Raw genomic sequence first — 23,964 nt, 5'->3', positions numbered from 1 at the left:
AACGGCCGCCCGCACGATCCGGGCGGCCGTTCGGCGTCTCGGGCCCACGACCACACCCCCCGCCGAACCCCGTCAGGCCACCGTCCGCCCATTGACGAGCACCCGCTCCCCCGCCACACCTCCCCGTTGGCTGCACTTTCACGGAATGAGTGGCTGTTCCGCGCAGGATAGCCACTCATTCCGTGAAAGTGCGTGGAACGGCGGGGTGCGCGGGTGCGCGGGTGGTCGGGGGCTGGCGCGGACGTGGGTGTGGGGCCGGCGGCGTGGACGCGGGCCGACGGCGCGCTGGTCCGGAGACGCCGCAGGGGCCGGGGGGAGATCCCCGACCCCTGCGACCTGAGTCCCTTACGCCTCCGGCGGCGTGTCCTGCTGGCCCTCCAGGTCCGCCGAGCCGGCGGACGTGGTCGGCTTGTGCGCCTCCTCCGTCGGCACGGTCGGCGTCTTGGCCCGGCCGCCGGCCGGCGCGGCGTCACCGGAGGCGTCGCCGTCCAGCAGGGCGGTCAGCGCCGCACCGGTGATCCGCCGGAAGGTACGGCCCACCCGGGCGCGGTCCAGGACCGCCACCTCCAGCTGGTTGGCCGCGATGGTCCGGGCGGCGCCGCCCTCACCGCCGACGCTGCTCAGCGCCCGCACGGCCACCCGCACCGCCTCGCTGAGCGTCATCTCCGGCCGGTGGTCGGACTTGAGGACGTTGGTGATCGCCTCGGCCTGCCCGCCCATCGCCATCCGGCCCGGCTCGTCGTTGACCGAACCGTCGTACGTGATGCGGTACAGCTCGTCCTCCTCGGACGTGGCGCCGACCTGCGCCACGCAGATCTCCACCTCGAACGGCTTGGACTGCTCGGTGAAGATCGCGCCGAGGGTCTGCGCGAACGCGTTGGCCAGGGCACGGCCGGTCACGTCGCGCCGGTCGTAGCTCAGGCCGTTGAGGTCGGCCATCCGCACGCCGGCCCGGCGCAGGTTCTCGAACTCGTTGTACCGGCCGACGGCGGCGAAGCCGATCCGGTCGTAGATCTCGCTGACCTTGTGCAGGGCGCTGGAGAGGTTCTCCGCGACGAAGAGCACCCCGCCGGCGTAGCTCAGGACCACCGCGCTACGGCCCCGGGCCACGCCCTTGCGGGCCAGCTCGGAGCGGTCGCGCATGATCTGCTCGGGCGAGGCGTAGAACTGCATGGCCACGGCGGCGGTTCTCCTTCGGGCGCTGTGCTGACGACTGCTGACTGCTGGGTGGGGTGGGAGCGGGGTCAGCCGCCCGGGTTCTCCATCCGCGCGGCGACGACCGCCTCGGCGATCGACGCCGTCTGGGCGTCGGTGAGCCGGTGGGTGCCCTCGGCCGTCGCCGTCATCACCACCGGGTAGATCCGGCGGGTCAGATCCGGCCCACCGGTGGCGGTGTCGTCGTCGGCGGCGTCGTAGAGCGCCTCGACGGCCAGCCGGGTCGCGTCGTCGATCGACAGCCCCGCGCGGAACCGCTTCTTCAGCGCCGACTTGGCGAAGAGCGAACCGGAGCCGATCGCGTCGTAGCCGGTCTCCTCGTACGGGCCGCCGGTCACGTCGAAGCTGAAGATCCGGCCCGCCCGGGCCGGGTCCTTCGCGGCCAGGTCGAAGCCGGCGAAGAGCGGGATCACCGCGAGGCCCTGCATGGCCGCGCCGAGGTTGCCCCGGATCATCGAGGCGAGCCGGTTGGCCTTGCCGTCGAGCGAGAGCATCGCGCCCTCGATCTTCTCGTAGTGCTCCAGCTCCACCTGGAACAGTCGCATCAGCTCGATGCCGATGCCGGCGGTGCCCGCGATGCCGACCAGCGAGTACGCGTCGGCCGGGTGCACCTTCTCGATGTCGCGCTGAGCGATGAGGTTGCCCATGGTGGCCCGCCGGTCGCCGGCCATCACCACGCCGCCGGCGGCCGAGATGGCCACGATGGTCGTCGCGTGCGGTGCCATGTCGGCGGCCATGCCCGGCGGCAGCGGCCGACGGCCGGGCAGCATCTCGGGGGCCACCTGACTCAGGAACGTAGTGAAGGAGGACGTCCCCGCGTTGGTGAACACATCTGGTAGACGCCCGGATGGATCAAAACCCGCTGCCACGTGGTTCCTCTCAGGTACGTGATCGCCCTGGCCAGCCTCGTGGGACTGTCACGGGACCGGCCAGGACCACCGTTGCAGTTGAAGCAGAGTATCCCGCGCACCCACCCGGTGCGATGATCGTGGTCCAGATGTTGGGGATCTTCCCCGCCGCAGATCGCGCAGACGCCACCCGGCTCGGCCAGGACCCCCGCAGCGGGTCGATCTGCCCACGGTCGGGGCACCACTGGAGACCGTCCGCCACCGACACCAGAGACCTGCGCTGTGAAGCGATGCCCCGCCTGCGCCGCCTGGTCTCGGAGCGGGCGGCCGCACACGCCTTGCAGTAGAAGGCGAGCCCGTCCGCCCGGCGACGGTGAAAATCGGTGGGCGGGAGCAGCCGCCGGCACGGCGGGCACAGCTTGTCCGACGCCTGAGGCGAACCGGGCATATGCCCTATTCTCCGCCCTTCTGGACGTATCCTCTCACGAATTCCTCGGCGTTCTCCTCCAGGACGGAGTCGATCTCGTCGAGCAGGTCGTCGACGTCCTCGGTGATCTCGGCGTGCCGCTCGGCGACCTCCGGGTTCGCCTCGGTGGTGACGTCCTCGATCTCCTCGCCCTGACGGGCCTTGCCCGACTGCGACTGCCCGCCGCTGTCACGAGTGGCCATGGCTGCCTCCTCCACGATCGTCTCCGATGAACTTACCTCGCCTGAGCGACGAAAGGCCCGTCGCGCGCCGGCTCGCGGCGCCCGACGGGCCCTGATCGGCGGCCGGTCAGCCGCCGGTCAGCGTCTCCAGCAGGTCCTTGGCGCTCTCGCAGCGGTCGAAGAGGGCGCCGACGTGCTTGCGGGTGCCCCGCTCCGGCTCCATCATCGGCACCCGCACCAGCGACTCGCGGCCGATGTCGAAGATCACCGAGTCCCAGCTCGCCGCCACCACCTCGGAGGCGTACTGGGCCAGGCAGCGGCCCCGGAAGTAGGCCCGGGTGTCCTCCGGCGGCTCCACCATCGCGGTACGGGTCTGCTCGTCGTCGAGCAGCGTCTTCATCGAGCCGCGCGAGACCAGCCGGTGGTAGAGGCCCTTCTCCGGGCGGACGTCGGAGTACTGCAGGTCGACCAGTTGGAGCTTGTGCGAGCCCCAGCCCAGCTTCTCCCGCTCCCGGTAGCCCTCCAGCAGCCGCAGCTTGGCCACCCAGTCCAGCTCGTCGGCGCAGAGGAACGCGTCGCGGCCGAGCCGGTCCAGCACGCTCTCCCAGCGGTCCAGCACGTCCACGGTCTGCTCGTCGACGTCGTCGCCGTACCGGTCGTCCACGAAGGACCGGACCCGCTCCAGGTACGCCCACTGCACGTCCAGGGCGGTCAGCCGGCGGCCGTCACGCATCCGCATGAGGTGCTTGAGCGACGGGTCGTGGCTGACCGCGCGCAACTCGCCGACCGGGTCGGCGATGCCGAGGTCGGCCCCGAGCGCCTTCTCCTCGATCATGGTGAGGATCAGCGCCGTGGTGCCGACCTTCAGGTAGGTGGAGATCTCCGACAGGTTGGCGTCACCGATGATGACGTGCAGCCGGCGGTACTTGTCGGCGTCGGCGTGCGGCTCGTCGCGGGTGTTGATGATGGGCCGCTTGAGGGTGGTCTCCAACCCCACCTCGACCTCGAAGAAGTCCGCCCGCTGGGAGATCTGGAAGCCGCTGGCGCCGCCGTCCTGGCCGATGCCGACGCGACCGGCGCCGCAGACGATCTGCCGGGTGACGAAGAACGGCGTCAGGTACGCCACGATGTCGGCGAACGGGGTCTGCCGCCGCATGAGGTAGTTCTCGTGCGCGCCGTAGCTGGCGCCCTTGTTGTCGGTGTTGTTCTTGTAGAGGTGGATCGGCTGGGTGCCGGGGATGGTGGCGGCGCGGCGGGCCGCCTCGGCCATCACCCGCTCGCCGGCCTTGTCCCAGCGGACCAGGTCCAGCGGGTTGGTCACCTCGGGAGTGGAGTACTCCGGGTGCGCGTGGTCGACGTAGAGCCGCGCGCCGTTGGTGAGTATCACGTTGGCCAGGCCGAGGTCCTCGTCGGCGAGCGCCTCGGCGGGGTCGTACGCGGCGCCGGAGTAGGTGAAGCCGCGCGCGTCGCGCAGCGGCGACTCCTCCTCGTAGTCCCAGCGGGCGCGACCGCCCCGGTTGAGTTCCGGACGCGCCCCGTAGGCGTTGACCACCTGGGAGGAGGTGACCATGGGGTTGGCTCCGGCGTGGCCGGGCACGGAGATGCCGTACTCGACCTCGGTGCCCATGATTCGTCTGACGCTCATCGACCTACCTGCTCCGCTCGGCCCAACCCGGTCCCCCGTCCACGTCGAGCGTAGTCGCCCTCAGGGCGTGGAGGGGCACGCCGGCACGGCCGGCGTCGTCTGCGGGGTGCCCGGCGGCGGTGGCGGGTCGGAGGGGAGCACGTCGCACTCGGGCACGGCCAGGGGCACCCAGACGACCCGTTCCCGCAGCGCCGGGTCGTTGACCAGCATCCAGTGCACGCGCCGCTGGGCGCGCCAGTCGGCGACGACGAACCGGATCGGCCCGCTGACCCGCCGGGCCATCTCGTGGGTGCGGTCCGGTTCGTCGAAGACGATGTCGTAGACGCCGGGCTCGGTGCGGGCGGTGGTGCCGTGCAGGGCGGAGAGGCAGAGCGTCTCCACGTACGCCCGGTAGGCGCCGCGGTCGAGCACGATGGTCGTGACGCCGGGCTGGTCGGGGTAGCGCCGCTGGGCCTCGGCGCAGACCCAGGCCACTCTGGCCGGCAGGCTCAGGTCCTGGTGGACCCAGCGCTGGGTCCAGGTCTGGGGGTGGGCGACGAGCAGGCTGTGGTGCCATCCGGTGACCCCGCCCAGGGTGACGGCGAGGGTCGCCACGAGCAGCGCGCCGAGGACGCCGGTGGCGCTGGCGGTGACCGCGCGCCAGGACCGGCCGAGGCGGGGTGCGGGCAGCAGCCGGACGACGGCCGCGGCGCCGACGATGAGCAGCGCGGTGGCCAGGTGGGTGGACTTGATGAAGTAGTAGCCGGGCTCGACGCCGGAGGTGGCGTTGTACCGGGCGATGCCCAGCGGCAGGGCGACGCCGACGGCGCAGACGAGCAGCCAGCGCCGCCAGGCGGGGTCGGCGCGGCGGATCTGCACGAGCAGGGCGACGCCGACGATCCCGCCGAGCCAGATCAGGGCCCGCCAGGCCTCGGTGCGGGCGCCGATGCCGCCGCCGACGTCCAGCGCCTCGGTCTGCTCGGCGCGCAGCACGCCGAGCAGGGGCGCGACGAGGGCGAGCGCGGTGCCGGCGAGGCCGACGGCGAGCACGGTGGGCCAGCGGCGCAGCGCCTCCCGCCAGTGCCCGAGGACCCAGCAGAGCACCAGCACGGCGGCGGGCGGGAGGAAGAGGTAGTAGGTGAAGCCGACGCCGACGAGCAGGGCGACCATCAGTACGAACTGCTCGCGGGTGCCCACGACGGGACGGCCGACGAGGGCGGCGAGCAGCACGGTGAGGGTGAGCCCGAGGACCTCGGTCGGGTAGCCGGAGAGCAGCAGCCGGGGCAGTTGGGTGCCGAGCAGGAGCGCGCAGACCACCACGGTGAGGGCGGCACGGTGCAGCAGGTGGATGGGGCCGGAGATCCGCTGCGCGGCCCAGTTCACCGCGAGCACGAACAGGCCGAAGCCGGCGAGGGTCCAGCCGGCGTAGTGGGTGACCGCGTCGGGGCCCCGGGGGCCGGCGCCGACGGGCACGAGGAAGCCGTCGAGCATGGCGGCCAGCAGGTGCCAGCCCTGGGGGTAGTACATGAGCTGGGAGAGGATCTGGTCCTTGGCGGCGGGGTCGACGAAGGCGTACCCGCCGAGGCGGCCGATGACGTCGAACATGGCCAGGTGACGCCAGTTGTCCTCGCCCCGGGCGAGGATGCTCAGCTGGTCGGCGAGGTCGCTCGCGCGCCGCCAGGGCCCACTGAGGTAGATCGTCATCGCGGCGGTGGCGGCGACGGGGAACAGGTCGGCCCAGCCGGGGCGGGGCAGCCGGGGTCGCCGCCGCAGCGCCGCCGCGGTGAGCACGACCGTGGTGAGGGCGAGCCCGGCCAGCGGCACCGGCCGCATGCCCCAGGGCCAGACCGCGAAGAGCAGGCCGCCGGCGGTGGCGGCGCCGAGCAGCAGCGCGAGGGCGAGCAGCAGCCGGTCGAGCAGGGTACGCCCACCGCGCAGCACGCTGGCCGTGGCGAGCAGCACCAGCGGGAGCAGCAGCCACTCGCGGTGCAGGGCGTGCGCGGCGAGGGGGGCGAGCCAGGCGAGCGTGAGCCCGGCCAGCACCGCCACGAGCGCGCGTCGGCGACGGCGTCGGGTGGGCGCTGGTGGCTGCTGGTCCTCGACCGCCGTGCGGGTGGGCGGCTCGACGACGGTGAGCTCGGGCGGCACGAGACTCCTCGGCAAGTCGACGGCGGTGTGGGAATTCTAGCGACGAGTCCGGCATTCCGCCCGCCGGGTGGGCGTCACCCCGGTGAACGTGTCGTGACATGCGGGAAGGGCCTGCGGGGTGTCCCGCAGGCCCTTCCGACGCGATCCGGTCAGAGGTACTGGCCGGTGTTGCTGGCGGTCTCGATGGAGCGGCCGGCCTCCGCGCCCTTGCCGCCGGAGACGAGCGTGCGGATGTAGACGATCCGCTCGCCCTTCTTGCCGGAGATACGGGCCCAGTCGTCCGGGTTGGTGGTGTTGGGCAGGTCCTCGTTCTCGCGGAACTCGTCGACGCAGGCGTCGAGCAGGTGCTGCAGCCGCAGCCCCTTGCGCCCGGAGGTGAGGAACTCCTTGATCGCCATCTTCTTGCCGCGGTCGACGATGTTCTGGATCATCGCGCCGGAGTTGAAGTCCTTGAAGTAGAGGACCTCCTTGTCACCGTTGGCGTAGGTGACCTCCAGGAAGCGGTTCTCCTCGGTCTCGGAGTACATCCGCAGCACCACCGCGTCGATCATCGCGGCCACGGTGGCCTGGGCGTCGCCGCCGTGCTCGGCCAGGTCGTCGGGGTGCAGCGGCAGGCCGGAGAGGATGTACTTGGAGAAGATGTCCTTGGCCGCCTCGGCGTCCGGACGCTCGATCTTGATCTTCACGTCGAGCCGGCCGGGGCGCAGGATGGCCGGGTCGATCATGTCCTCCCGGTTGGAGGCGCCGATCACGATGACGTTCTCCAGGCCCTCCACGCCGTCGATCTCGCTGAGCAACTGCGGGACGATGGTGTTCTCCACGTCCGAGGAGACACCGGAGCCACGGGTCCGGAAGATCGAGTCCATCTCGTCGAAGAACACGATCACCGGGGTGCCCTCGCCGGCCTTCTCCCGGGCGCGCTGGAAGATCAGCCGGATGTGCCGCTCGGTCTCGCCGACGTACTTGTTGAGCAGCTCCGGGCCCTTGATGTTCAGGAAGAAGCTGGTGTGCTTCTCCTTGCCCTGCCGCTCGGCGATCTTCTTGGCCAGCGAGTTGGCCACCGCCTTGGCGATGAGCGTCTTGCCGCAGCCCGGCGGGCCGTACAGCAGGATGCCCTTGGGCGGGCGCAGCTGGTGCTCACGGAACAGGTCGGCGTGCAGGAAGGGCAGCTCCACCGCGTCGCGGATCTGCTCGATCTGCGCCTGGAGGCCACCGATGTCGGTGTAGTCGACGTCGGGCACCTCCTCCAGGACCAGCTCCTCGACCTCGCTCTTCGGGATCCGCTCGTACGCGTACGCCGAGCGGGGCTCGATCATCAGCGAGTCGCCGGCCCGGATCGACGTGCCGATCAGGGTCTCGGCGAGGTGCACGATGCGCTCCTCGTCGGAGTGCGACACCACCAGCGCCCGGTCGCCCGGTGTGCCGTCGGGACCGGCGAGGATCTCCTTGAGCATCACCACCTCGCCGACCCGCTCGTAGCCGAACGCGTCGACCACGTTGAGCGCGTCGTTGAGCAGGACCTCCTGGCCACGCCGCAGCTCGGCGGCGTCCAGCGAGGGTGATACGGCCACGCGGAGCTTGCGCCCGCCGGTGAAGATGTCCACCGTGCCGTCGTCGTGCCGCGCGAGGAAGACGCCGTAACCGCTCGGCGGCTGTGCCAGGCGGTCGATCTCCTCCTTGAGCGTCACGATCTGCGCGCGAGCCTCCTTGAGGGTGCTCACGAGCCGGTCGTTGTTCTCGGTGAGCCGCGCCAACTGTGCCTGGGTGGCCGCCAGCCGCTCTTCGAGCTGCCGGACGTGTCGGGGGCTTTCGGTCAACTTGCGCCGCACCAGAGCGAGTTCCTCTTGCAGGAACGCGACCTGCGTGGAGAGATCGTGGGCTTCCTTCTCCCACCGTGCGGCGCGCGAGTCCGCGTCGTCGCTGCGTGCCACGTCCCACCTCCCCGGGGGGCTTGAACGTTCTGCCCTAACACTAGCCGCTATGAGGCCGATTCGGTCCTACGCAACGCCCTCGTCACCGAACCTTGATCGCGAAGGGACGCCTGAGGGGCAGGTCCGGGCGTTCGGGTACCGTCGAGGCGTGGGACGGGAGAACATGGGGGGTGCACCGGTGGCGGAGGTCGCGACGGACCAGCTTCAGGTCTGGGTGGATCAGGACCTCTGCACGGGCGACGGGCTCTGCGTGCAGTACGCGCCGGAGGTCTTCGAGTTCGACGTCGACGGCCTGGCGTACGTCAAGGGCCCCGACGGCGAGCTGCGGCAGGCGCCGGGCGCCCGCGTCGACGTGCCGGAGCACCTGCGCCTCGAGGTGATCGACTCCGCGAAGGAGTGCCCGGGCGAGTGCATCCACGTGGTGCGCGGCAGCGACGGGGTCGAGGTGGCCGGCCCGGAGGCCGAGGACGACTGAGCCGCCCCCGCGCGGCGGTACGGGGCCGCGGACGACCAGGTGTCGTCCGCGGCTCTCGCGTACTCAGAGCACCGGGCGCCCGACCACCGAGGCGACCAGCCGGGCGAACTCCTCCAGCCGGGCGATCTGCCCGGCCCCGCCGTCGTCGAGCGTCTTGCCGAAGCGCAGCGCGTCGTGCCGGGGCGCGCCGACCACCTCGTCGCCCGGCGGCGCCTCGTCCAGCGAGGTGAGCAGCAGGTAGACGTCGATGCTGTCGACCCGGACCTCGCCGTTGTCGGCGCGGGTCAGCCGCCGCCGGCAGCCGACCTCGGTGACCGTCGAGACCGGCACCACCCGCAGCGAGGAGGTCATCGAGCCGGGCGGCCCCTCCCCCGGCGGCACGTCCTCGCCGTGCCACAGCACCAGCCGGCTGCCGTCGCAGACGACGACCTCCTGCCAGACCCCGTTGACCTCGTTGACGAAGCGTTCCAGCGTGAAGCCGAGCACCGACGCCCCGCGCAGCACCCCGTGCAGGGCCTCGAGCGCGATGTCCGGATCGCGCAGGTACGCCCGCGCGGCGGACTCCAGGTCGGTGTAGGGCGACCAGTCCGGGAACACGGCCGGCAGTTCACCACCGCCGAAACCCGGCCGACTCATGCCATCTCCCCCAGGTCGTGCCGCCGACCCGCACCGGCCGGCGGAATCCGCCCGATCACTCCCCGCCGCCCCGGCGCACCGTCACGGCCGGTCCACCTCACCCGTCGTGGTCGGTTCGACCCCGGCGGCCTGCGCGGCCGCCGCCTGGCGGGCGGCTGCCGCCTCGCGCAGCGCCTGCTTGCGCTCGGCGTACGCCTCGGCGCCCTTGCTGGGCTTGCGGCGCCGCGGCGGGGCGGTGACGCCCGGAGCGAGCTTACGCGCGGACACCAGGAACGCGGTGTGCGCGATCATCCGGTGGTCCGGGCGCACGGCCAGCCCCTCGGCGTGCCAGTCGCGCACCAGCGACTCCCAGGCCCGCGGCTCGGTCCAGCCGCCGCGCTCGCGCAGCGCCTCCACCAGCTCGGACAGCTGCGGGGTGGTGGCCACGTAGCCGATGAACACGCCGCCGGGCAGCAGCGCCCGCTCGACCATGTCGAGGGTCTCCCACGGGGTGAGCATGTCCAGGATGATCCGGTCGAAGCCGGTCTCCGGGCAGTCGGCGACGTCGCCCACGTGCAGCCGCCACGCCGGGTGCGGCGCGCCGAAGAACGCCTCGACGTTGCGCTTGGCGATCTGCGCGAAGTCGTCGCGCATCTCGTACGAGTGCAGCTCGCCGCCGGTGCCGACGGCGCGCAGCAGCGAGCAGCTCAGCGCGCCGGAACCGGCGCCGGCCTCGAGCACCTTCGCGCCGGGGAAGATGTCGCCCATGGCCACGATCTGCGCCGAGTCCTTCGGGTAGATCACCTGGGCGCCGCGCGGCATGGACAGCACGTAGTCCGACAGCAGCGGACGCAGCGCGAGGAACGCGGTGCCGCCGCCGGAGGTGGTCACCACGCTGCCGTCGGGCTGCCCGATCAGCGCCTCGTGCTTGAGGATCCCGCGGTGGGTGTGGAACTCCTTGCCGGGCTCCAGGACGAGCGTGTGCATCCGCCCCTTCGGGTCGGTCAGCTGGACCCGGTCGCCGGGGCGGAACGGCCCCCGGTGCACCGGAGGCAGCTCCGGGACGACGGTGCGTGTGCCGGGCTCGGCCGGGAGGGCGGAGGAGTGTGCGGTCACCTGTTCATCTTCCGTGTGGGTTCGAGGACCTGTGCCAGATCCGCGATGTGCAGAACGCCGACGACATCTTCGCCTGCCGTCACCACGTACCGTGCGGCCGGGTGCGCCTGGACGACCTCCAGCACCCGCTCGCCGTCGAGCCCCGCCGGCAGGGTCGGCAGCTGCGCCAGCGGCCGGGCCACCGCGTCCACCGCCAGCCAGGGCCGCCGCGGCACGGGTACGGCGTCGGCCGCGGCCGGGTCGAGCAGGGCGAGCGTGCGGCCGGTGGAGTCGAGCACGGTCACGGCCGCGCCCGGCGGCGCCTGCTCGGCGTGGCGGCGCTGCGCCTCGGCCAGCGGGGTGCCGGTGGGCACGCCGAAGACGGGGCGGGTGAGCCGGGCCAGGTCGATCGACGGCACCCGGCGGCTGATCCGGGCGTACCGGATGGACTGGCCGGCGCCGCGCCACAGCGTGACGGCGACCAGCAGCATCAGCGGCAGCGCCAGGGGCACCAGGAGCCGCTCGACGGTGAGCAGGACGACCAGCCCGGCGGTGCCGACGGCGACCGCCCGGCCCACCCAGCCGGCGACCTCGGTGGCGCGGTGCCGGTCGCGGGTGGCCGCCCAGACGGCGGCGCGCAACGCCCGGCCGCCGTCCAGCGGCAGCCCGGGCAGCAGGTTGAAGATCGCGACGACGACGTTGCTCAACGCCAGTTGCAGGGCGAGCTGGTGGGCCAGGGTGCCGGCGGGCAGCGCCAGGGTGAGGCCGACGCCGACCGCGCCGAGCACCGCGGAGACCGCCGGCCCGGCCAGGGAGACCAGCAGCTCCACCCGCGGGCTGGGGGCGTCGGAGTCCATCTCGGTGTAGCCGCCGAGCAGTTCCAGGGTGATCCCGCGCACACCGATGCCGTGGCGGCGGGCGGTGAGCGCGTGGCCCAGCTCGTGCAGCAGCACCGAGCCGAGCAGCGACACCACGAAGCCGAGACCGATCAGGTAGCCGCCGAGCGGGGGCAGGTCGAGCCGGTCCCGGGCGAACTGCGCGTACATGACGGTGATGAGCAGGGTCAGCAGCAGCATCGAGACGTCGACGCGCAGCGGCACCCCGAACACCCGGCCCACGGTCAGGCCGGCGCGCCGGCCGGCGCGACGCGGAGCTGGGGTCGGGGAGTTCACCGCCCCGATGCTACGCGTCGCGGATCATGCTCCGGTGCGGCGATCACCGGCCTGTCACACCGGTGCCCTAACCTTCGGGGCATGACGGCGGAACCGGTGATCGACCAGCAGGGCACTCCCGGGGCGGTCGCGCTGCCGGCCACCGTCCGGGCGTCGCTGTCGCCGTCGCGGGCGGCGGACTTCAAGACCTGCCCGTTGCTCTACCGTTTCCGCAGCATCGACCGGCTGCCCGAGCGCCCCACCGTCGAGCAGGCCCGCGGCACCCTGGTGCACGCCGTGCTGGAGCGGCTGTTCGACCTTCCGTCGACCGGGCGCACCCCGGACGCCGCCGGTGACCTGGTCGCCCCGCAGTGGGACCGGCTGGTCACCGAGCAGCCCGAGCTGGCCGGCCTCTTCGACCCCGGCGACGAGGTGGGCACGGCCGAGTTCCTGCGCTCGGCGGCGGCGCTGTTGCAGGGCTACTTCGCGGTGGAGGACCCGCGCCGGCTGGAGCCGGCCGAGCGGGAGAGCCTGATCTCGGCGGTCGTCGACGACGAGCTGCTCATCCGGGGCTACCTCGACCGGCTCGACGTCGCCCCGGACGGCGCGCTGCGGGTCGTCGACTACAAGACCGGCGGGGCGCCCCGGGAGGCGTTCGAGGCCCGGGCCCTGTTCCAGCTCAAGTTCTACGCCCTGGTGCTGTGGCGCACCCGGGGCGTGGTGCCCCGGGTGCTGCGCCTGCTCTACCTCAAGGACGCCGAGGTCTGCGACTACTCCCCCGACGCCGACGAGCTGCTGCGCTTCGAGCGCACGGTGGTGGCGCTCTGGCGGGCGATCGAGCAGGCCACCGCGCGGCAGGACTTCCGCCCCCGGCCGAGCCGGCTCTGCGACTGGTGCAGCCACCAGGCGCTCTGCCCGAGCTTCGGCGGGACCCCGCCGCCGTTCCCGGACTCCTCGGCGGCGGCGGACCCGCTGCGGGACGCCCGCTCCGGCCCGGTGACCCCCGGCGCCGACGAGTGAGACCGTCCGGTGGAGGGGCCTCCTCCCTGAGGAGGAGCACCGGATCACCGTCGGCGACGACCGGTCGCGCGGGGGCCGGCGGCTAGCGTCGCGGTATGACCGATCCACCCACCCGCCGGTGGCGGGACCGCCCGCTCGTCCGGGACGTCCTCTTCGCCGCCGCCCTGGTGCTGGTGGAGGTCGTGTTCACGCTGCTCACCCCGCGCGAGTTCTGGCCGAGCCGGCTGCCGCTCGGGCTGGCCTGGAGCGTGCTGTGCGCCGCGCCGGTGGCGCTGCGCCGGGTGGCACCCTGGCCGGCGGTGGGCCTCGCGGTGGCCACCCTGGCCATTCCGGCCTTCCTCGACCAGGCCCCGGCCAGCCAGAGCCTGACCTTCGTGGTGCTCACCTACACGATGGCGGCGCACCGGCCGGCCCGGCCGGCGGCGGTCGCGGCGGTGCTGCTCTGGGTGCCGGTGGCGGCGGCGAACGTGCTCGCCCCGGTCGAGAGCGGGTTGCAGGTCGGGCCCGCGTACCTGGTGTTGAACAACCTGCTCACCGGGCTGCTGTCGTACGCGGTGGGGCGGGCGGTGCAGGCGCGCCGGGCCACCACCGAGGCGCTGCGGGAGCGGGCCCGGGTCGCCGAGGAGAACCAGCGTTCCCTGGCCGAGCAGGCGGTCGCCGACGAGCGCCGCCGCATCGCCCGGGAACTGCACGACGTGGTCGCCCACCACGTGAGCGTGATGGGCGTGCTGGCGACCGGGGCGCGCCGGGTGCTGCGGCGCGACCCGGGCACCGCCGACGAGGCCCTGGCCACCATCGAGGACACCAGCCGGGTGACCCTGCGGGAGATGCGCCGGCTGCTGGACGTGCTGCGCACCGACGCCGAACCGGCCGCCGACCTGACCCCGCAGCCCGGCCTGGCCGGGATCGAGGCGCTGGTCGAGCAGGTACGCGAGGCGGGGCTGCCGGTCAGCCTGCACGTCGAGGGCGATCCCGGCCGGGTGGAGGAGGGCGTGTCGTTGACCAGCTACCGGATCGTGCAGGAGGCGCTGACCAACGCCCTCAAGCACGCCGGGGTGGCGACCGCGCAGGTGCGGGTCCGCGTCGACGGCGGGTACCTGACGGTGGAGGTCGAGGACACCGGCCGTGGCCCCTCGCCGGGACCCGACCGGATCGGGCACGGACTTGTCGGCATGCGCGAACGGGTGGCCCTCTACGGTGGGACACTGCGCACCGGCGCCCGCCCGGGCGGCGGTTTCCGGGTGTCGGCCCGGATCCCGGTGGAGCCGGCGGGGACGGTGCCGGCGTGACCGGGACCACCCGCGGGCCGTACGGCAGCACCAGCGACGACGGGGAGAACTCATGAGCGACGGCGCGGCGCCGGCCCGGCCGGTACGGATCCTGCTCGCCGACGACCAGCCGCTGCTGCGCACCGGCTTCCGGATGGTGCTGGGCACCGAGGAGGACCTGGACATCGTGGCCGAGGCGGGCGACGGCCAGGAGGCCGTGGAGTTGTCCCGCCGGCTGCTGCCCGACGTGGTGCTGATGGACATCCGGATGCCACGGATGGACGGGGTGGCGGCCACCCGCGCCATCGTCGACGCCCGGCTGCCGGTGCGGGTGCTCATCCTGACCACCTTCGACCTCGACGAGTACGTGGTGGGCGCGCTGCGCGCCGGGGCCAGCGGCTTCCTGGCCAAGGACGTGCCGGCGGAGGACCTGGTCACCGCGATCCGCACCGTCGCCGCCGGGGAGGCGGTGGTGGCGCCCCGGATCCTCAAGCGGCTGCTGGACCGCTTCGCCGACGTGCTGCCCGATCCGGCGGCGGTCCCGCCGCGCGCGCTGAGCACGCTGACCGAACGGGAGCGGGAGGTGCTGGTCCAGGTGGCCCGGGGCCTGTCCAACGCCGAGATCGCCGCCGAACTGTCGGTCAGCGAGACCACCATCAAGACCCACGTCGGGCACGTGCTGACCAAGCTGGGGCTGCGCGACCGGGTGCAGGCCGTGGTGCTGGCGTACGAGACCGGGCTGGTGCGCCCGAAGGCGTGACCACGCCGTGCCGCGTACGCCGGGGGCGCCGGCGCGACGACGGCGTGGTTGCCGTCGTCACCTACCGTGACGAAAGGCGGCGTGGCGGGGTTGACCATGACGTGGCGTGAGGCCGTAGCGTCGGCCGGCCGGGCCGGCGGGCAGGCGGATCGGGGACAACCCTGAGACGGCATCGGGGCCGACCCGCAGCGGGAAATCCGCCGCGGATCAGTCCCCGGGCGGACGGATCCGCGGCGCGGCGCGGCGAGGATGGAACAGCCCCACCGACCAGCGGGGGCGGTGGGGACATCGCAGGCAGACGGAAGAGGTAGATGACGTGACGGCGACGGTAGGCCGCCAGGCCCAGGCCGCGGCTCGGGCCAACGACGTGTGGAAGGTGTACGGCAGCGGTGAGGCTCAGGTCGTCGCGCTGCGGGGGGTGAGCGCCGAGTTCGAGCGCGGCCGGTTCACCGCGATCATGGGCCCGTCGGGCTCGGGCAAGTCGACGCTGATGCACTGCCTGGCCGGGCTGGACTCGGTCACCCGGGGCACGGTGTCGATCGGCGAGACCACGGTGACCGGGCTCAACGACGCCGGTCTGACCACGCTGCGCCGGGACAAGGTCGGCTTCATCTTCCAGCAGTTCAACCTGCTGCCGACGCTGACCGCGCAGGAGAACATCCTGCTGCCGCTGTCGATCGCCGGCCGCAAGCCCGACCCGGCCTGGTACGACACGGTGATCGACACGGTCGGTCTGCGCGACCGGTTGGGGCACCGCCCGGCGCAGCTCTCCGGCGGCCAGCAGCAGCGGGTGGCGTGCGCGCGGGCGCTGGTCGCCCGCCCCGAGGTGATCTTCGCGGACGAGCCGACCGGCAACCTGGACTCGCGGTCCGGCGCGGAGGTGCTCAACTTCCTGCGCAACTCGGTACGCGAGCACGGCCAGACCATCGTCATGGTCACCCACGACCCGACCGCCGCCGCGTACGCCGACCGGGTCATCTTCCTCGCCGACGGGCAGATCGTCTCGGAGCTGATCGAGCCGACCGCCGACACGGTGCTGGACACCATGAAGAAGCTCGACACGCCCGCCGAGGTGGCGCGCTGATGTTCCGCGCGACGTGGAAGAGCCTGCTGGCGCGCAAGGTGCGCCTCATCCTCTCCGGCCTGGCGGTGGTGCTGGGCGTCATGTTCGTCTCCGGCGCGTTCGTGCTCACCGACACGCTCGGCCGCTCCTTCGACCAGGTCTTCGCCGACGCGTACGAGGGTGTCGACGTCAACGTGGCCGCCGAGCCGAAGGTCGCCCTCAGCGAGATGGAGGGTGAGCAGGTCGGCGCGCCGGTGCCGGCGGCGACGGTGGAGAGGGTGCGCGCGGTGCCCGGGGTGGCCGAGGCCACCGGCGTGGTGGCCGCCGACGGGGCCCGGCTGATCGGCAGCAACGGCAAGGTGGTCACCTCGTTCGGGCCGCCGCAGCTGGGCGAGAACTGGCTCGGCGAGAGCGACCTGGTGAAGCTGCGCGAGGGCCGGGAGCCGCGCGCCGACGACGAGATCGTCGTCAACGCGGCGCTGGCCCAGGCGGCGAAGGTGAAGGTCGGTGACCGGGTCGGGGTGCTGACCCTGGAGCCGAAGAAGGAGTTCACCCTGGTCGGCGTCTTCGGTTACAGCGGTGACCGGGACTCGATCGGCGGGGCGAACGAGATCGCCTTCACCACCCCGGTGGCGCAGCGGCTGATGCTCGGCGAACCGGACGTGTTCAGCAACGTCAACGTCACGGCCGCCGACGGCGTCGACGACGAGACGCTGCGCGACGACGTGGCCCGCGCCCTGGGCGCCGGCTTCGAGGTCAAGACCGGTGAGCAGATGTCGGCCGACGCGGCGGCGGGGCTGAAGGAGGGGCTCTCCTTCTTCAACAAGATCCTGCTCGGCTTCGCGGCGGTGGCGCTGCTGGTCGGCACCTTCCTCATCCTCAACACCTTCTCGATCATCGTGGCGCAGCGGACCCGGGAGCTGGCCCTGATGCGGGCCATCGGGGCCAGCGGCCGGCAGATCATCGGCTCGGTGGTGCTGGAGGCGGTGGCCGTCGGCCTGATCGCCTCGGTGCTGGGGCTGGCCGCCGGCATCGGGGTCGGCGCGCTGCTGGCGTACGTCTTCGGCAACCTGGCCGGTGGGCTCACCCTGGCCGGGCTCGGCGTGCCGGCGGCGGCGGTCATCGGGGCGTTCGCCGTCGGTCTGGTGATCACGGTGGTCGCGGCGCTGCTGCCCGCGCTGCGGGCGTCGCGGATCCCGCCGATCGCCGCCATGCAGGACGTGGCCACCCCGGACCGCCCGTTGACCAAGGTGACCGTGGGCGGGGCGGTCGTCACCGCGATCGGGGCGGCGCTGCTCTTCCTCGGGCTCAGCGGCAACGCCGGCGGCAACACCCTGTCCACCATCCTCGGCGGCGTGCTGTTCGCCTTCATCGGGGTGGCGCTGCTGACCCCGCTGATCAGCCGCCCGGTGGTCTCCCTGCTCGGGGCGATCTTCGCCTGGTCGGTGCCGGGCAAGCTGGGCCGGCTCAACTCCGGGCGCAACCCGCGCCGCACCGCGATCACGGCGGCGGCGTTGATGGTCGGCATCGCGCTGGTCACCGGCGTGACGGTGATCCTGGACTCGGCCAAGGGCAGCCTCAGCGCCCTGGTGGAGGACCGGGTCAAGGCGGAACTGGTGATCTCCGGGGCGCAGTCCGGCCCGCGTCCGCCGAGCTTCGACCCGGCGGTGCTGGAGCAGGCGGCCCGGATCCCCGGCGTGCAGCTGGTCGACGGCGAGTACGGCGACATGGCCAGCATCGACGGGGAGCGCACCTGGGTGGGGGCGTCGAGCGACGTCACGGCGCTGGAGCGGATGTTCGGCGCGAAGGCCGTCGCCGGTGACATCAGCCGGCTCGGGCCGGACCAGATGTTGTTCAGCTCCGACGCCGCGACGTCCCGCAACCTGTCGGTCGGTTCGCAGGTCACCGTCCAGCTGTCCCGGGGCGAGGCGAAGCGGTACACGGTCAGCGGCATCTACGAGAGCTCCCAGCTGACCAACCCGGCCGTGCTGCCGCAGCAGGCGACGAAGGACTTCGCCGTCCCGCAGCCGATCCAGGGCTTCGTGCAGCTCGCGCCGGGGGCCCGGGTCGCCGACGTGCAGCCGCAGCTCGAGCGACTGCTCGCCGACAGCCCCGAGGTGTCGGTGGCCGACCGGGACGCCTTCATCAAGCAGCAGACCAGCCAGGTGGACACCCTGCTCACCATGATCCAGATCCTGCTGGCGTTGGCCATCGTCATCGCGGTGCTGGGCATCATCAACACCCTGGCGCTGTCGGTGCTGGAGCGGACCCGGGAACTGGGCCTGCTGCGGGCGATCGGGCTGCGCCGGGCGCAGACCATGCGGATGATCACCGTCGAGGCCGTGGTGATCTCGATCTTCGGCGCCCTGCTCGGCGTGGTGGTCGGCACCGGCCTGGGCGCGGCGGTCGTCGAGGCGCTCAAGGACGAGGGCATCACCGAGCTGGTCCTGCCCTGGGGCCAGATGGCGGCCTTCCTCGGCCTGGCCGCGATCATCGGGGTGATCGCCGCGGTGCTGCCCGCCGTGCGGGCCGCCCGGATCAACGTGCTCGGCGCGATCGCGCACGACTGACCCGAGCAAAGCGAGGGGCCCCGCCGTCACCGGCGGGGCCCCTCGTCGTTCCGGTCAGGCCGGCGGCTCGCCGAGCAGCGCCGCCAGCAGCTCCAGGTCCGCCCCGGTCAGGCTCTCCAGCAGGTGTACGCCGTCGGTCGGCGCGAGCGGCACCTCCGCCGGCACCGCCAGCACCGCCGCCCCGGCGGCGAGCGCGCTGGCCACCCCGGTCGGCGAGTCCTCGATCGCCACGCACCGGGCGATCGGCACGTCCAACAGCCGGGCGGCGGTCAGGTACGGCTCCGGGTGCGGTTTGGTGGAGTCCACCTCGTCGCCGCAGACCACCGCGTCGAAGCTGTCCCGCCCCAGGGTGTCCAGGGCCACCTCCACCAGCGCGCGTCCGCTGGAGGTGACCAGCGCGGTGGGGATGCCGGCGGCGCGCACCGCCCGCAGCAGGGTCAGCGCGCCGGGCCGCCAGCGCAGGCCGGAGCGGAACAACTCCAGGATCCGCGCGTCGATCCAGGCGGCGCTGACGGCAGGGTCGCGGTGGGGCTGACCGAAGTCGTCGTGCACGATCCGCATCGCCTCGGCCATGCTGGTGCCGATCACCGCGCGGCGGGCGGAGTCGGACAGGACGGCCCCGTACTCCTGCGCCAGCTCGCGCAGCGCGACGTCCCACAGCTTCTCGCTGTCGACCAGGGTGCCGTCCATGTCGAAGAGCACGGCGGCGGGGTGTGTGCTGCTCAGCGGGGCCTCCTCGGACGCGGACGGGTCTGCGCCGGATCCTCTCAGCCGCATCCGCCCCGCCGCCCGCCGTCCCGGCCGGAAGGTGACGCAGCCGACGCTCAGCTCAGGTCACAGGCCTTCAACGAGTTGCGGTAGCCCCGGAAGAACGAGTCGGTGCGCTGCTCGGCGGTGCCGTGCGAGCCCTCGGCGAACCACGGCTGGTCGGGGTCGTCGCCGACGGCGAGCAGCCCGTCGCGGAACTCGTCGAGGTCGCCCTTGTCGAGGGTGAGGGTGCCGTCGCGCACCGAGTCGCCGAGGTACGCCCCCGCCATGCAGTCGGCCTGGAGTTCCTGCTGGATCGTGAAGCTGTAGCGGATGCCCAGGCGCACCTGGACGCCGTGGGCGTACTCGTGGCCCAGCAGGTAGAACACGAATGCGTCGCCGACCTGGCGGAACGCGGCCACCGACCAGTTGACGTCGTAGGCGATGAAGTCGCCCTGGGAGCAGTAGACCGCGTTGTTGCGCGGCAGGGGCTGACCGCCGCAGGAGAGTTCGCCCTCCCGCTGGTAGGGCACGACCCGGCGGACCGGGCTGAACCGCTGGCCGGAGGTCTGGAACTGGGCCGCCCAGTAGCGCTCGGCGATGTCGACGGCGTCCTCGATGTCGCCCTTGAACTCCGCCACGCTGGTGGTGCCGTCGGCCCGGGTCGTCCCCGGGTCGGGTGGGGCCGCCTGCCCGGACTGCTGCGGGCGGGGCGCGGCCGGCTCCTGCGGTCCACCGTCGCCCACCCCGCCGACCGCGCAGCCGACCGCGACCAGGGCGGCCAGCGTGGCGGCCAGCGACCCTCGCGGCCTGCGTCCCGAGCGTGCGGTCACCCGTGCCTCCCCTGGCGTGCCTGCCGATGCGGTCGCAGTACCCGGACCGTATGTCGATCATGCCGGTCGGAGGTCGCCGTCGCCATGGCCCGGACGGCGCGGGTTCAGGTGGTCCACCGGACGGGTAGGGCCGCCCGGTGCCCGGGCCCTGGTGAGGCCGCCGCCGCCCCGCCCGGTGGCGGCGTCGTCGGCCCGATGGCGGTGCCGCTGGCGCACACCGTCCGGCACGCACGGTGACCGCCCCTCGTACATCCCCGGCGTCGGCCGGCGGCCACCTACGCCGTCATCGACCTCGGAGCATCACGGTCGTCACTGGTGCTGGCCCCACTGGACGACGGTGCTCTGCGAGACGTGCCGACCCGCCTCGTACCGCTGCTGGTCGTCCAACGCCGCCGCTACGGCCCGGCCGTCCTCGGCGGACGACGCGCGTTCCCGGTCGCGCCAGGCGACCCAGCCGACGGATCCCGCCACCACCGCGCCGGCGATCCCGAGCACCACCCACAGTGTCATGGGTCCAGAGTAGGCGCGGCAGGCTAGGCTACGCCGCCATGACGACGACCGGCTTCGACGCGTACGAGCGCCAGCGGTGGGCGGGGCGCGCGGCGGCGTACACGCGCAGCTTCGCAGAGTTGTGCGCGTACCCGGTCGGGGCGCTGCTGGACGCGGCGGGCGTCGGGGCCGGCGTGCGGCTGCTCGACGCGGGCACCGGCCCGGGCACGGTGGCGGCGTCGGCGGCCGAGCGGGGCGCGGCGGTGGTGGCGGTGGACGCCGAGGCGTCGATGCTGGCGGTCGCCCGGGAAGCCGTGCCGGCGGCGCGGCTGGTCCGGGCCGCGCTGCCGCACCTGCCGGTGGTCACCGGCGGTGTGGACGCCGCCGTGGCGAACTTCGTGCTCAACCACGTCGGTGACCCGGGCGCCGCGGTGGCCGAGCTGCGCCGCACGGTACGTCCCGGCGGTCGGCTCGCGGTCACCGTCTGGCCGTGGCCGCAGCCGCCCCTGCAACGGCTCTGGGGCGAGGTGTTCGCCGAGGTGTCCGCAGATGTGCCGCTGCCCCGGGTGCCGACCGGCAACGACTTCCCGCGCACCGAGGAGGGGCTGACCGCCCTGCTCGCCGGAGCCGGGCTGACCGGTGTGCGGTGCGTGACGCTGGCGTGGACCCACCGGGCCGACCCGGACGACTGGTGGGCCGGACCGGCCGGCGGGCTGGGGCTGCCGGGTCTGCTGCTGGGACGCCAGTCGCCGCCGGTGCGCGATGCGCTGCGCCGGCGCTACGACGAACTCTGCGCGCGGTACCGGGACCCGGACGGGCTGCTCGCGCTGCCCACCGCCGCGCTGCTCGCCTGCGCCACCGTCGGCTGATCCTGTCCTACCCTCGGCACGTGTCCGGTGTGCCCGGGCGGCTCCGACGTCCCCGGTGAAGGCCCGTCCGGGGCCGGCCGAGAGGAGTGACACGTGAAGTACATGATCATGCTGTACGGGTCGCAGCGCGACTACGACGCGATGGCGGGCCGTCCCGGTGACGACCCGCCGCCGATGACGCCGGAGCAGGTCGCCGCGATGCACGCCCACATGGAGGCCGTGCACGCCGAGATCGCCGAGTCCGGCGAGCTGGTCGAGGGGCACGGCCTCACCGCCCCCGTGCACGCCCGGCGGATCCGGCTGCGTCGGGGCGCGCCCGTGGTCACCGACGGGCCGTACCCGGAGACGCAGGAGGTGCTGGCCGGCTTCACGATCGTCGACTGCGACAGCTTCGACCGGGCCACCGAGATCGCCGCCCGGTTCGTCAACCCCGACGCCGAGGGCGAGTACGTCGACGTGCGGCCGGTCGCCGAGGGCATCGAGGACCTGCACTGAGCCCGCCCGCTGTCGAGGACCTGCTGCGCCGGCACGCGCCGCAGGTCCTCGGCGCGGTGGTCCGCCGCTACGGCAACTTCGCCCTCGCCGAGGACGCCACCCAGGAGGCGCTGCTGGCGGCGGCGACCCGGTGGCCGGTCGACGGTGTGCCGGACGACCCGCGCGCCTGGCTGATCACCGTGGCGGCCCGTCGCCTCACCGACCTGCTGCGCAGCGAGCAGGCCCGGCGGCGGCGCGAGGACGACGCCGCCCGGCGGCTGCCACCCGGACAGTGGCTCGCCGACCCGCCGGACCGGCCGGAACCGGCCGACGACAGCCTGGTGCTGCTCTTCCTCTGCTGCCACCCGCGGCTCCCACCGGCCGGGCAGATCGCGCTGACCCTGCGCGCCGTCGGCGGCCTCAGCACCGCCGAGGTGGCCCGGGCCTTCCTGGTGCCCGAGGGCACCATGACCCGCCGGATCAGCCGCGCCAAGCAGCGCATCCGCGACAGCGGCGTGCCGTTCGCCCTGCCGGCCCGCGCCGAGCGCGAGGCCCGCCTCGACGCCGTCCGGCACGTGCTCTACCTGATCTTCAACGAGGGGTACGCCAGCACCGCCGGCCCCCGGCTGCGCCGGGTGGACCTCAGCAGCGAGGCGATCCGGCTCACCCGGATGCTGCGCCGGGCCCTGCCCGACGACCCCGAGACGACCGGGCTGCTGGCGTTGATGCTGCTCACCGACGCCCGGGGCCCGGCCCGGGTGGGCCCCGGCGGCGAGCTGGTGCCGATGGCCGAGCAGGACCGCCGGCTCTGGCGCGCGGACCAGATCGCCGAGGGCGTCGCCCTGGTCGAGACGGCGCTGCCGCGCGGCGACGTCGGGCCGTACCAGCTCCAGGCGGCGATCGCCGCGCTGCACGACGAGGCCCCCAGCACCGAGCAGACCGACTGGCCGCAGATCGCGGCGCTCTACGGGCTGTTGAACCGGCTCTCCGACAACCCGGTGGTGGCGCTGAACCACGCCGTGGCCGTGGCCATGACCACGGGCGAGGCGGCCGGGCTCGACCTGCTCGACGGGCTGGCTGCCGACCCCCGGATCGCCGACGACCCCCGGCTGCACGCCGCCCGCGCGCACCTGTGGGAGCGGGCCGGCCGGCTCGACGCGGCCCGGGCGGCGTACGAGCGGGCGGCCCGGCGGTCCATGAACCTGCCGCAGCAGCGCTACCTGTACGGCCGCGCCGCCCGCCTCGCCACGCCGGACTGACCCGGCCGTCAGCCCTGCGCGAGGACCTCGCGCAGCCGGACGGCGAACGTGCCCGGGTCCTCGACGAAGCCGATGTGCCCGCCGGGGAACATCGTCGGGGCGACGCCCAGCGACGCGGCCAGCGCCCGGGACGTCCGGTCGCAGATCTCGCCGGTCGAGTCCTCGCCGATGCCGACGACGACCCGGGTCGGGCCGGCGCGCAGCGCCGCCACGTCCGGCCGGAACTGGATCGTGCCCCGGACCATGTGCACGTACTGGAAGTGCTCGTCGGCGGCGGCCTGCGGCTCCGGCTCGCCGCCGAACATGCCCAGCACGACCTCCTCGGGCAGCGCGATGTTGGCGATGGCGAGGAACTTGCGGCCCGCGCCCAGGCGGTCCCCGGAGAGGTACGTGGCGATCATGTCCTCCTCCCGAGCCAGCAGTTCCTCGGCGTCGTCGAGGATCGCCACCAGGGGCGGCTCGTGGGCGATCACCGTGTGCGCCGCCTCCGGGTGGGCCTGGGCCAACGCCAGCACGGTCACCGCGCCGCCGCTGGAACCGAGCACGGCGGCCGGACCGGCGTCGAGGTGGGCGACCAGCCGGGCCAGGTCCTCGGCGCGCAACTGCGGCGTCGAGTCCTGGTGCGGGTCGTGCAGCCGACTGCGGTTGATGCCCCGCGGGTCGGTGGTCAGCACCGTGTGGTCGACGGCCAGCAACTCGGCCAACGGCACGAACGCCCCGGCGTCCATCGGGGCGGCCACCAGCGCCACCAGCGGGCCGTGTCCGCGTACCTCGTAGTGCAGCAGACCGTCGGGAACCGCCAGGGCGCCGACGGTGACGTTATCGGTGGAAGTGGTGCTCATCAGGGTCCTCCCGAGTCGTG

At 73.4% G+C, this 23,964-nt stretch carries 23 protein-coding genes; 9 read left to right on the top strand and 14 right to left on the bottom strand.

The window, feature by feature from the left end:
- Nucleotides 1-345 precede the first annotated feature (345 nt).
- The 7 genes from prcA to arc form a co-directional block, all read right to left on the bottom strand.
- Entirely contained in the window at nt 346-1,179 is an 834-nt protein-coding gene (gene prcA / locus GA0070614_RS28115) for a proteasome subunit alpha (RefSeq protein WP_088978775.1), read from the bottom strand.
- A 65-nt stretch (nt 1,180-1,244) separates the two neighbouring features.
- Complete coding sequence (prcB, locus tag GA0070614_RS28110; RefSeq protein ID WP_172892522.1) at nt 1,245-2,084, bottom strand: proteasome subunit beta; 840 nt, start codon at nt 2,082-2,084, stop codon at nt 1,245-1,247.
- Entirely contained in the window at nt 2,003-2,305 is a 303-nt protein-coding gene (locus GA0070614_RS31330; RefSeq protein ID WP_231933415.1) for an endonuclease VII domain-containing protein, read from the bottom strand. The genes prcB and GA0070614_RS31330 overlap by 82 nt, the downstream gene beginning before the upstream one ends.
- A gap of 211 nt (nt 2,306-2,516) precedes the next feature.
- Nucleotides 2,517-2,732, bottom strand: a complete 216-nt coding sequence (locus GA0070614_RS28100) for a ubiquitin-like protein Pup (RefSeq protein WP_036375672.1) — start codon at nt 2,730-2,732, stop codon at nt 2,517-2,519.
- 106 nt (nt 2,733-2,838) lie between these two features.
- Nucleotides 2,839-4,356, bottom strand: coding sequence for a depupylase/deamidase Dop (dop, locus tag GA0070614_RS28095; protein WP_088978773.1), 1,518 nt, complete (start codon nt 4,354-4,356; stop codon nt 2,839-2,841).
- A gap of 60 nt (nt 4,357-4,416) precedes the next feature.
- Nucleotides 4,417-6,483, bottom strand: coding sequence for a hypothetical protein (locus tag GA0070614_RS28090; RefSeq protein ID WP_157745108.1), 2,067 nt, complete (start codon nt 6,481-6,483; stop codon nt 4,417-4,419).
- A gap of 149 nt (nt 6,484-6,632) precedes the next feature.
- Nucleotides 6,633-8,414, bottom strand: a complete 1,782-nt coding sequence (gene arc, locus GA0070614_RS28085) for a proteasome ATPase (protein WP_088978772.1) — start codon at nt 8,412-8,414, stop codon at nt 6,633-6,635.
- A gap of 178 nt (nt 8,415-8,592) precedes the next feature.
- On the opposite strand from arc, the gene GA0070614_RS28080 reads away from it, so the two are divergent.
- Nucleotides 8,593-8,889 carry a ferredoxin gene (locus GA0070614_RS28080; RefSeq protein WP_088978771.1) on the top strand — a complete coding sequence of 99 codons (297 nt, stop codon included), beginning with the start codon at nt 8,593-8,595 and terminating at the stop codon, nt 8,887-8,889.
- 63 nt (nt 8,890-8,952) lie between these two features.
- On the opposite strand, the gene GA0070614_RS28075 is transcribed toward GA0070614_RS28080, so the two are convergent.
- The 3 genes from GA0070614_RS28075 to GA0070614_RS28065 form a co-directional block, all read right to left on the bottom strand.
- Nucleotides 8,953-9,525 carry a hypothetical protein gene (locus GA0070614_RS28075; RefSeq protein ID WP_088978770.1) on the bottom strand — a complete coding sequence of 191 codons (573 nt, stop codon included), beginning with the start codon at nt 9,523-9,525 and terminating at the stop codon, nt 8,953-8,955.
- An 81-nt stretch (nt 9,526-9,606) separates the two neighbouring features.
- Nucleotides 9,607-10,620, bottom strand: coding sequence for a tRNA (adenine-N1)-methyltransferase (locus GA0070614_RS28070; protein ID WP_408630718.1), 1,014 nt, complete (start codon nt 10,618-10,620; stop codon nt 9,607-9,609).
- The gene (locus tag GA0070614_RS28065) at nt 10,617-11,771 is read right to left on the bottom strand and encodes a site-2 protease family protein (RefSeq protein WP_408630717.1); all 1,155 of its coding nucleotides are present in this window, start codon (nt 11,769-11,771) and stop codon (nt 10,617-10,619) included. Before GA0070614_RS28065 ends, GA0070614_RS28070 begins: the two co-directional genes overlap by 4 nt.
- A gap of 81 nt (nt 11,772-11,852) precedes the next feature.
- Here GA0070614_RS28065 and GA0070614_RS28060 point away from each other — a divergent pair, with 81 nt between their 5' ends.
- The 5 genes from GA0070614_RS28060 to GA0070614_RS28040 all read left to right on the top strand — a co-directional run bounded on the left by GA0070614_RS28060 (nt 11,853) and on the right by GA0070614_RS28040 (nt 18,431).
- Nucleotides 11,853-12,770, top strand: a complete 918-nt coding sequence (locus GA0070614_RS28060) for a RecB family exonuclease (protein ID WP_088978769.1) — start codon at nt 11,853-11,855, stop codon at nt 12,768-12,770.
- 95 nt (nt 12,771-12,865) lie between these two features.
- Complete coding sequence (locus GA0070614_RS28055) at nt 12,866-14,059, top strand: sensor histidine kinase (RefSeq protein ID WP_088978768.1); 1,194 nt, start codon at nt 12,866-12,868, stop codon at nt 14,057-14,059.
- Between the two features lie 52 nt (nt 14,060-14,111).
- Nucleotides 14,112-14,798: a response regulator gene (locus tag GA0070614_RS28050; RefSeq protein ID WP_088978767.1), complete on the top strand. Its 687-nt coding sequence runs from the start codon at nt 14,112-14,114 to the stop codon at nt 14,796-14,798.
- 316 nt (nt 14,799-15,114) lie between these two features.
- Nucleotides 15,115-15,882, top strand: coding sequence for an ABC transporter ATP-binding protein (locus GA0070614_RS28045; RefSeq protein ID WP_088978766.1), 768 nt, complete (start codon nt 15,115-15,117; stop codon nt 15,880-15,882).
- The gene (locus GA0070614_RS28040; protein ID WP_088978765.1) at nt 15,882-18,431 is read left to right on the top strand and encodes an ABC transporter permease; all 2,550 of its coding nucleotides are present in this window, start codon (nt 15,882-15,884) and stop codon (nt 18,429-18,431) included. Before GA0070614_RS28045 ends, GA0070614_RS28040 begins: the two co-directional genes overlap by 1 nt.
- A 54-nt stretch (nt 18,432-18,485) precedes the next feature.
- Here GA0070614_RS28040 and GA0070614_RS28035 read toward each other — a convergent pair whose 3' ends face one another.
- From GA0070614_RS28035 to GA0070614_RS28025, 3 genes are all read right to left on the bottom strand, one after another.
- On the bottom strand, nt 18,486-19,133 hold the full coding sequence (locus GA0070614_RS28035; protein WP_088978764.1) for an HAD family hydrolase: 648 nt from the start codon (nt 19,131-19,133) through the stop codon (nt 18,486-18,488).
- 122 nt (nt 19,134-19,255) lie between these two features.
- Complete coding sequence (locus GA0070614_RS28030) at nt 19,256-20,011, bottom strand: neutral zinc metallopeptidase (protein WP_088978763.1); 756 nt, start codon at nt 20,009-20,011, stop codon at nt 19,256-19,258.
- A 309-nt stretch (nt 20,012-20,320) separates the two neighbouring features.
- Nucleotides 20,321-20,521: a hypothetical protein gene (locus GA0070614_RS28025; protein WP_088978762.1), complete on the bottom strand. Its 201-nt coding sequence runs from the start codon at nt 20,519-20,521 to the stop codon at nt 20,321-20,323.
- A 38-nt stretch (nt 20,522-20,559) separates the two neighbouring features.
- Between GA0070614_RS28025 and GA0070614_RS28020 the strand changes: the two genes are divergently transcribed.
- From GA0070614_RS28020 to GA0070614_RS28010, 3 genes are all read left to right on the top strand, one after another.
- On the top strand, nt 20,560-21,369 hold the full coding sequence (locus tag GA0070614_RS28020; protein ID WP_088978761.1) for a class I SAM-dependent methyltransferase: 810 nt from the start codon (nt 20,560-20,562) through the stop codon (nt 21,367-21,369).
- A gap of 102 nt (nt 21,370-21,471) precedes the next feature.
- On the top strand, nt 21,472-21,864 hold the full coding sequence (locus tag GA0070614_RS28015) for a YciI family protein (protein ID WP_231933786.1): 393 nt from the start codon (nt 21,472-21,474) through the stop codon (nt 21,862-21,864).
- The gene (locus tag GA0070614_RS28010) at nt 21,861-23,102 is read left to right on the top strand and encodes an RNA polymerase sigma factor (RefSeq protein ID WP_088978759.1); all 1,242 of its coding nucleotides are present in this window, start codon (nt 21,861-21,863) and stop codon (nt 23,100-23,102) included. Before GA0070614_RS28015 ends, GA0070614_RS28010 begins: the two co-directional genes overlap by 4 nt.
- An 8-nt stretch (nt 23,103-23,110) precedes the next feature.
- Here GA0070614_RS28010 and GA0070614_RS28005 read toward each other — a convergent pair whose 3' ends face one another.
- Nucleotides 23,111-23,944, bottom strand: coding sequence for an alpha/beta fold hydrolase (locus GA0070614_RS28005; protein WP_088978758.1), 834 nt, complete (start codon nt 23,942-23,944; stop codon nt 23,111-23,113).
- Nucleotides 23,945-23,964 lie beyond the last annotated feature (20 nt).

Origin of the sequence: Micromonospora coxensis, from assembly GCF_900090295.1 — a bacterium.
In the GTDB taxonomy this organism is placed as follows: domain Bacteria; phylum Actinomycetota; class Actinomycetes; order Mycobacteriales; family Micromonosporaceae; genus Micromonospora; species Micromonospora coxensis.
This window is presented reverse-complemented; position numbering and strand designations above follow the sequence as displayed.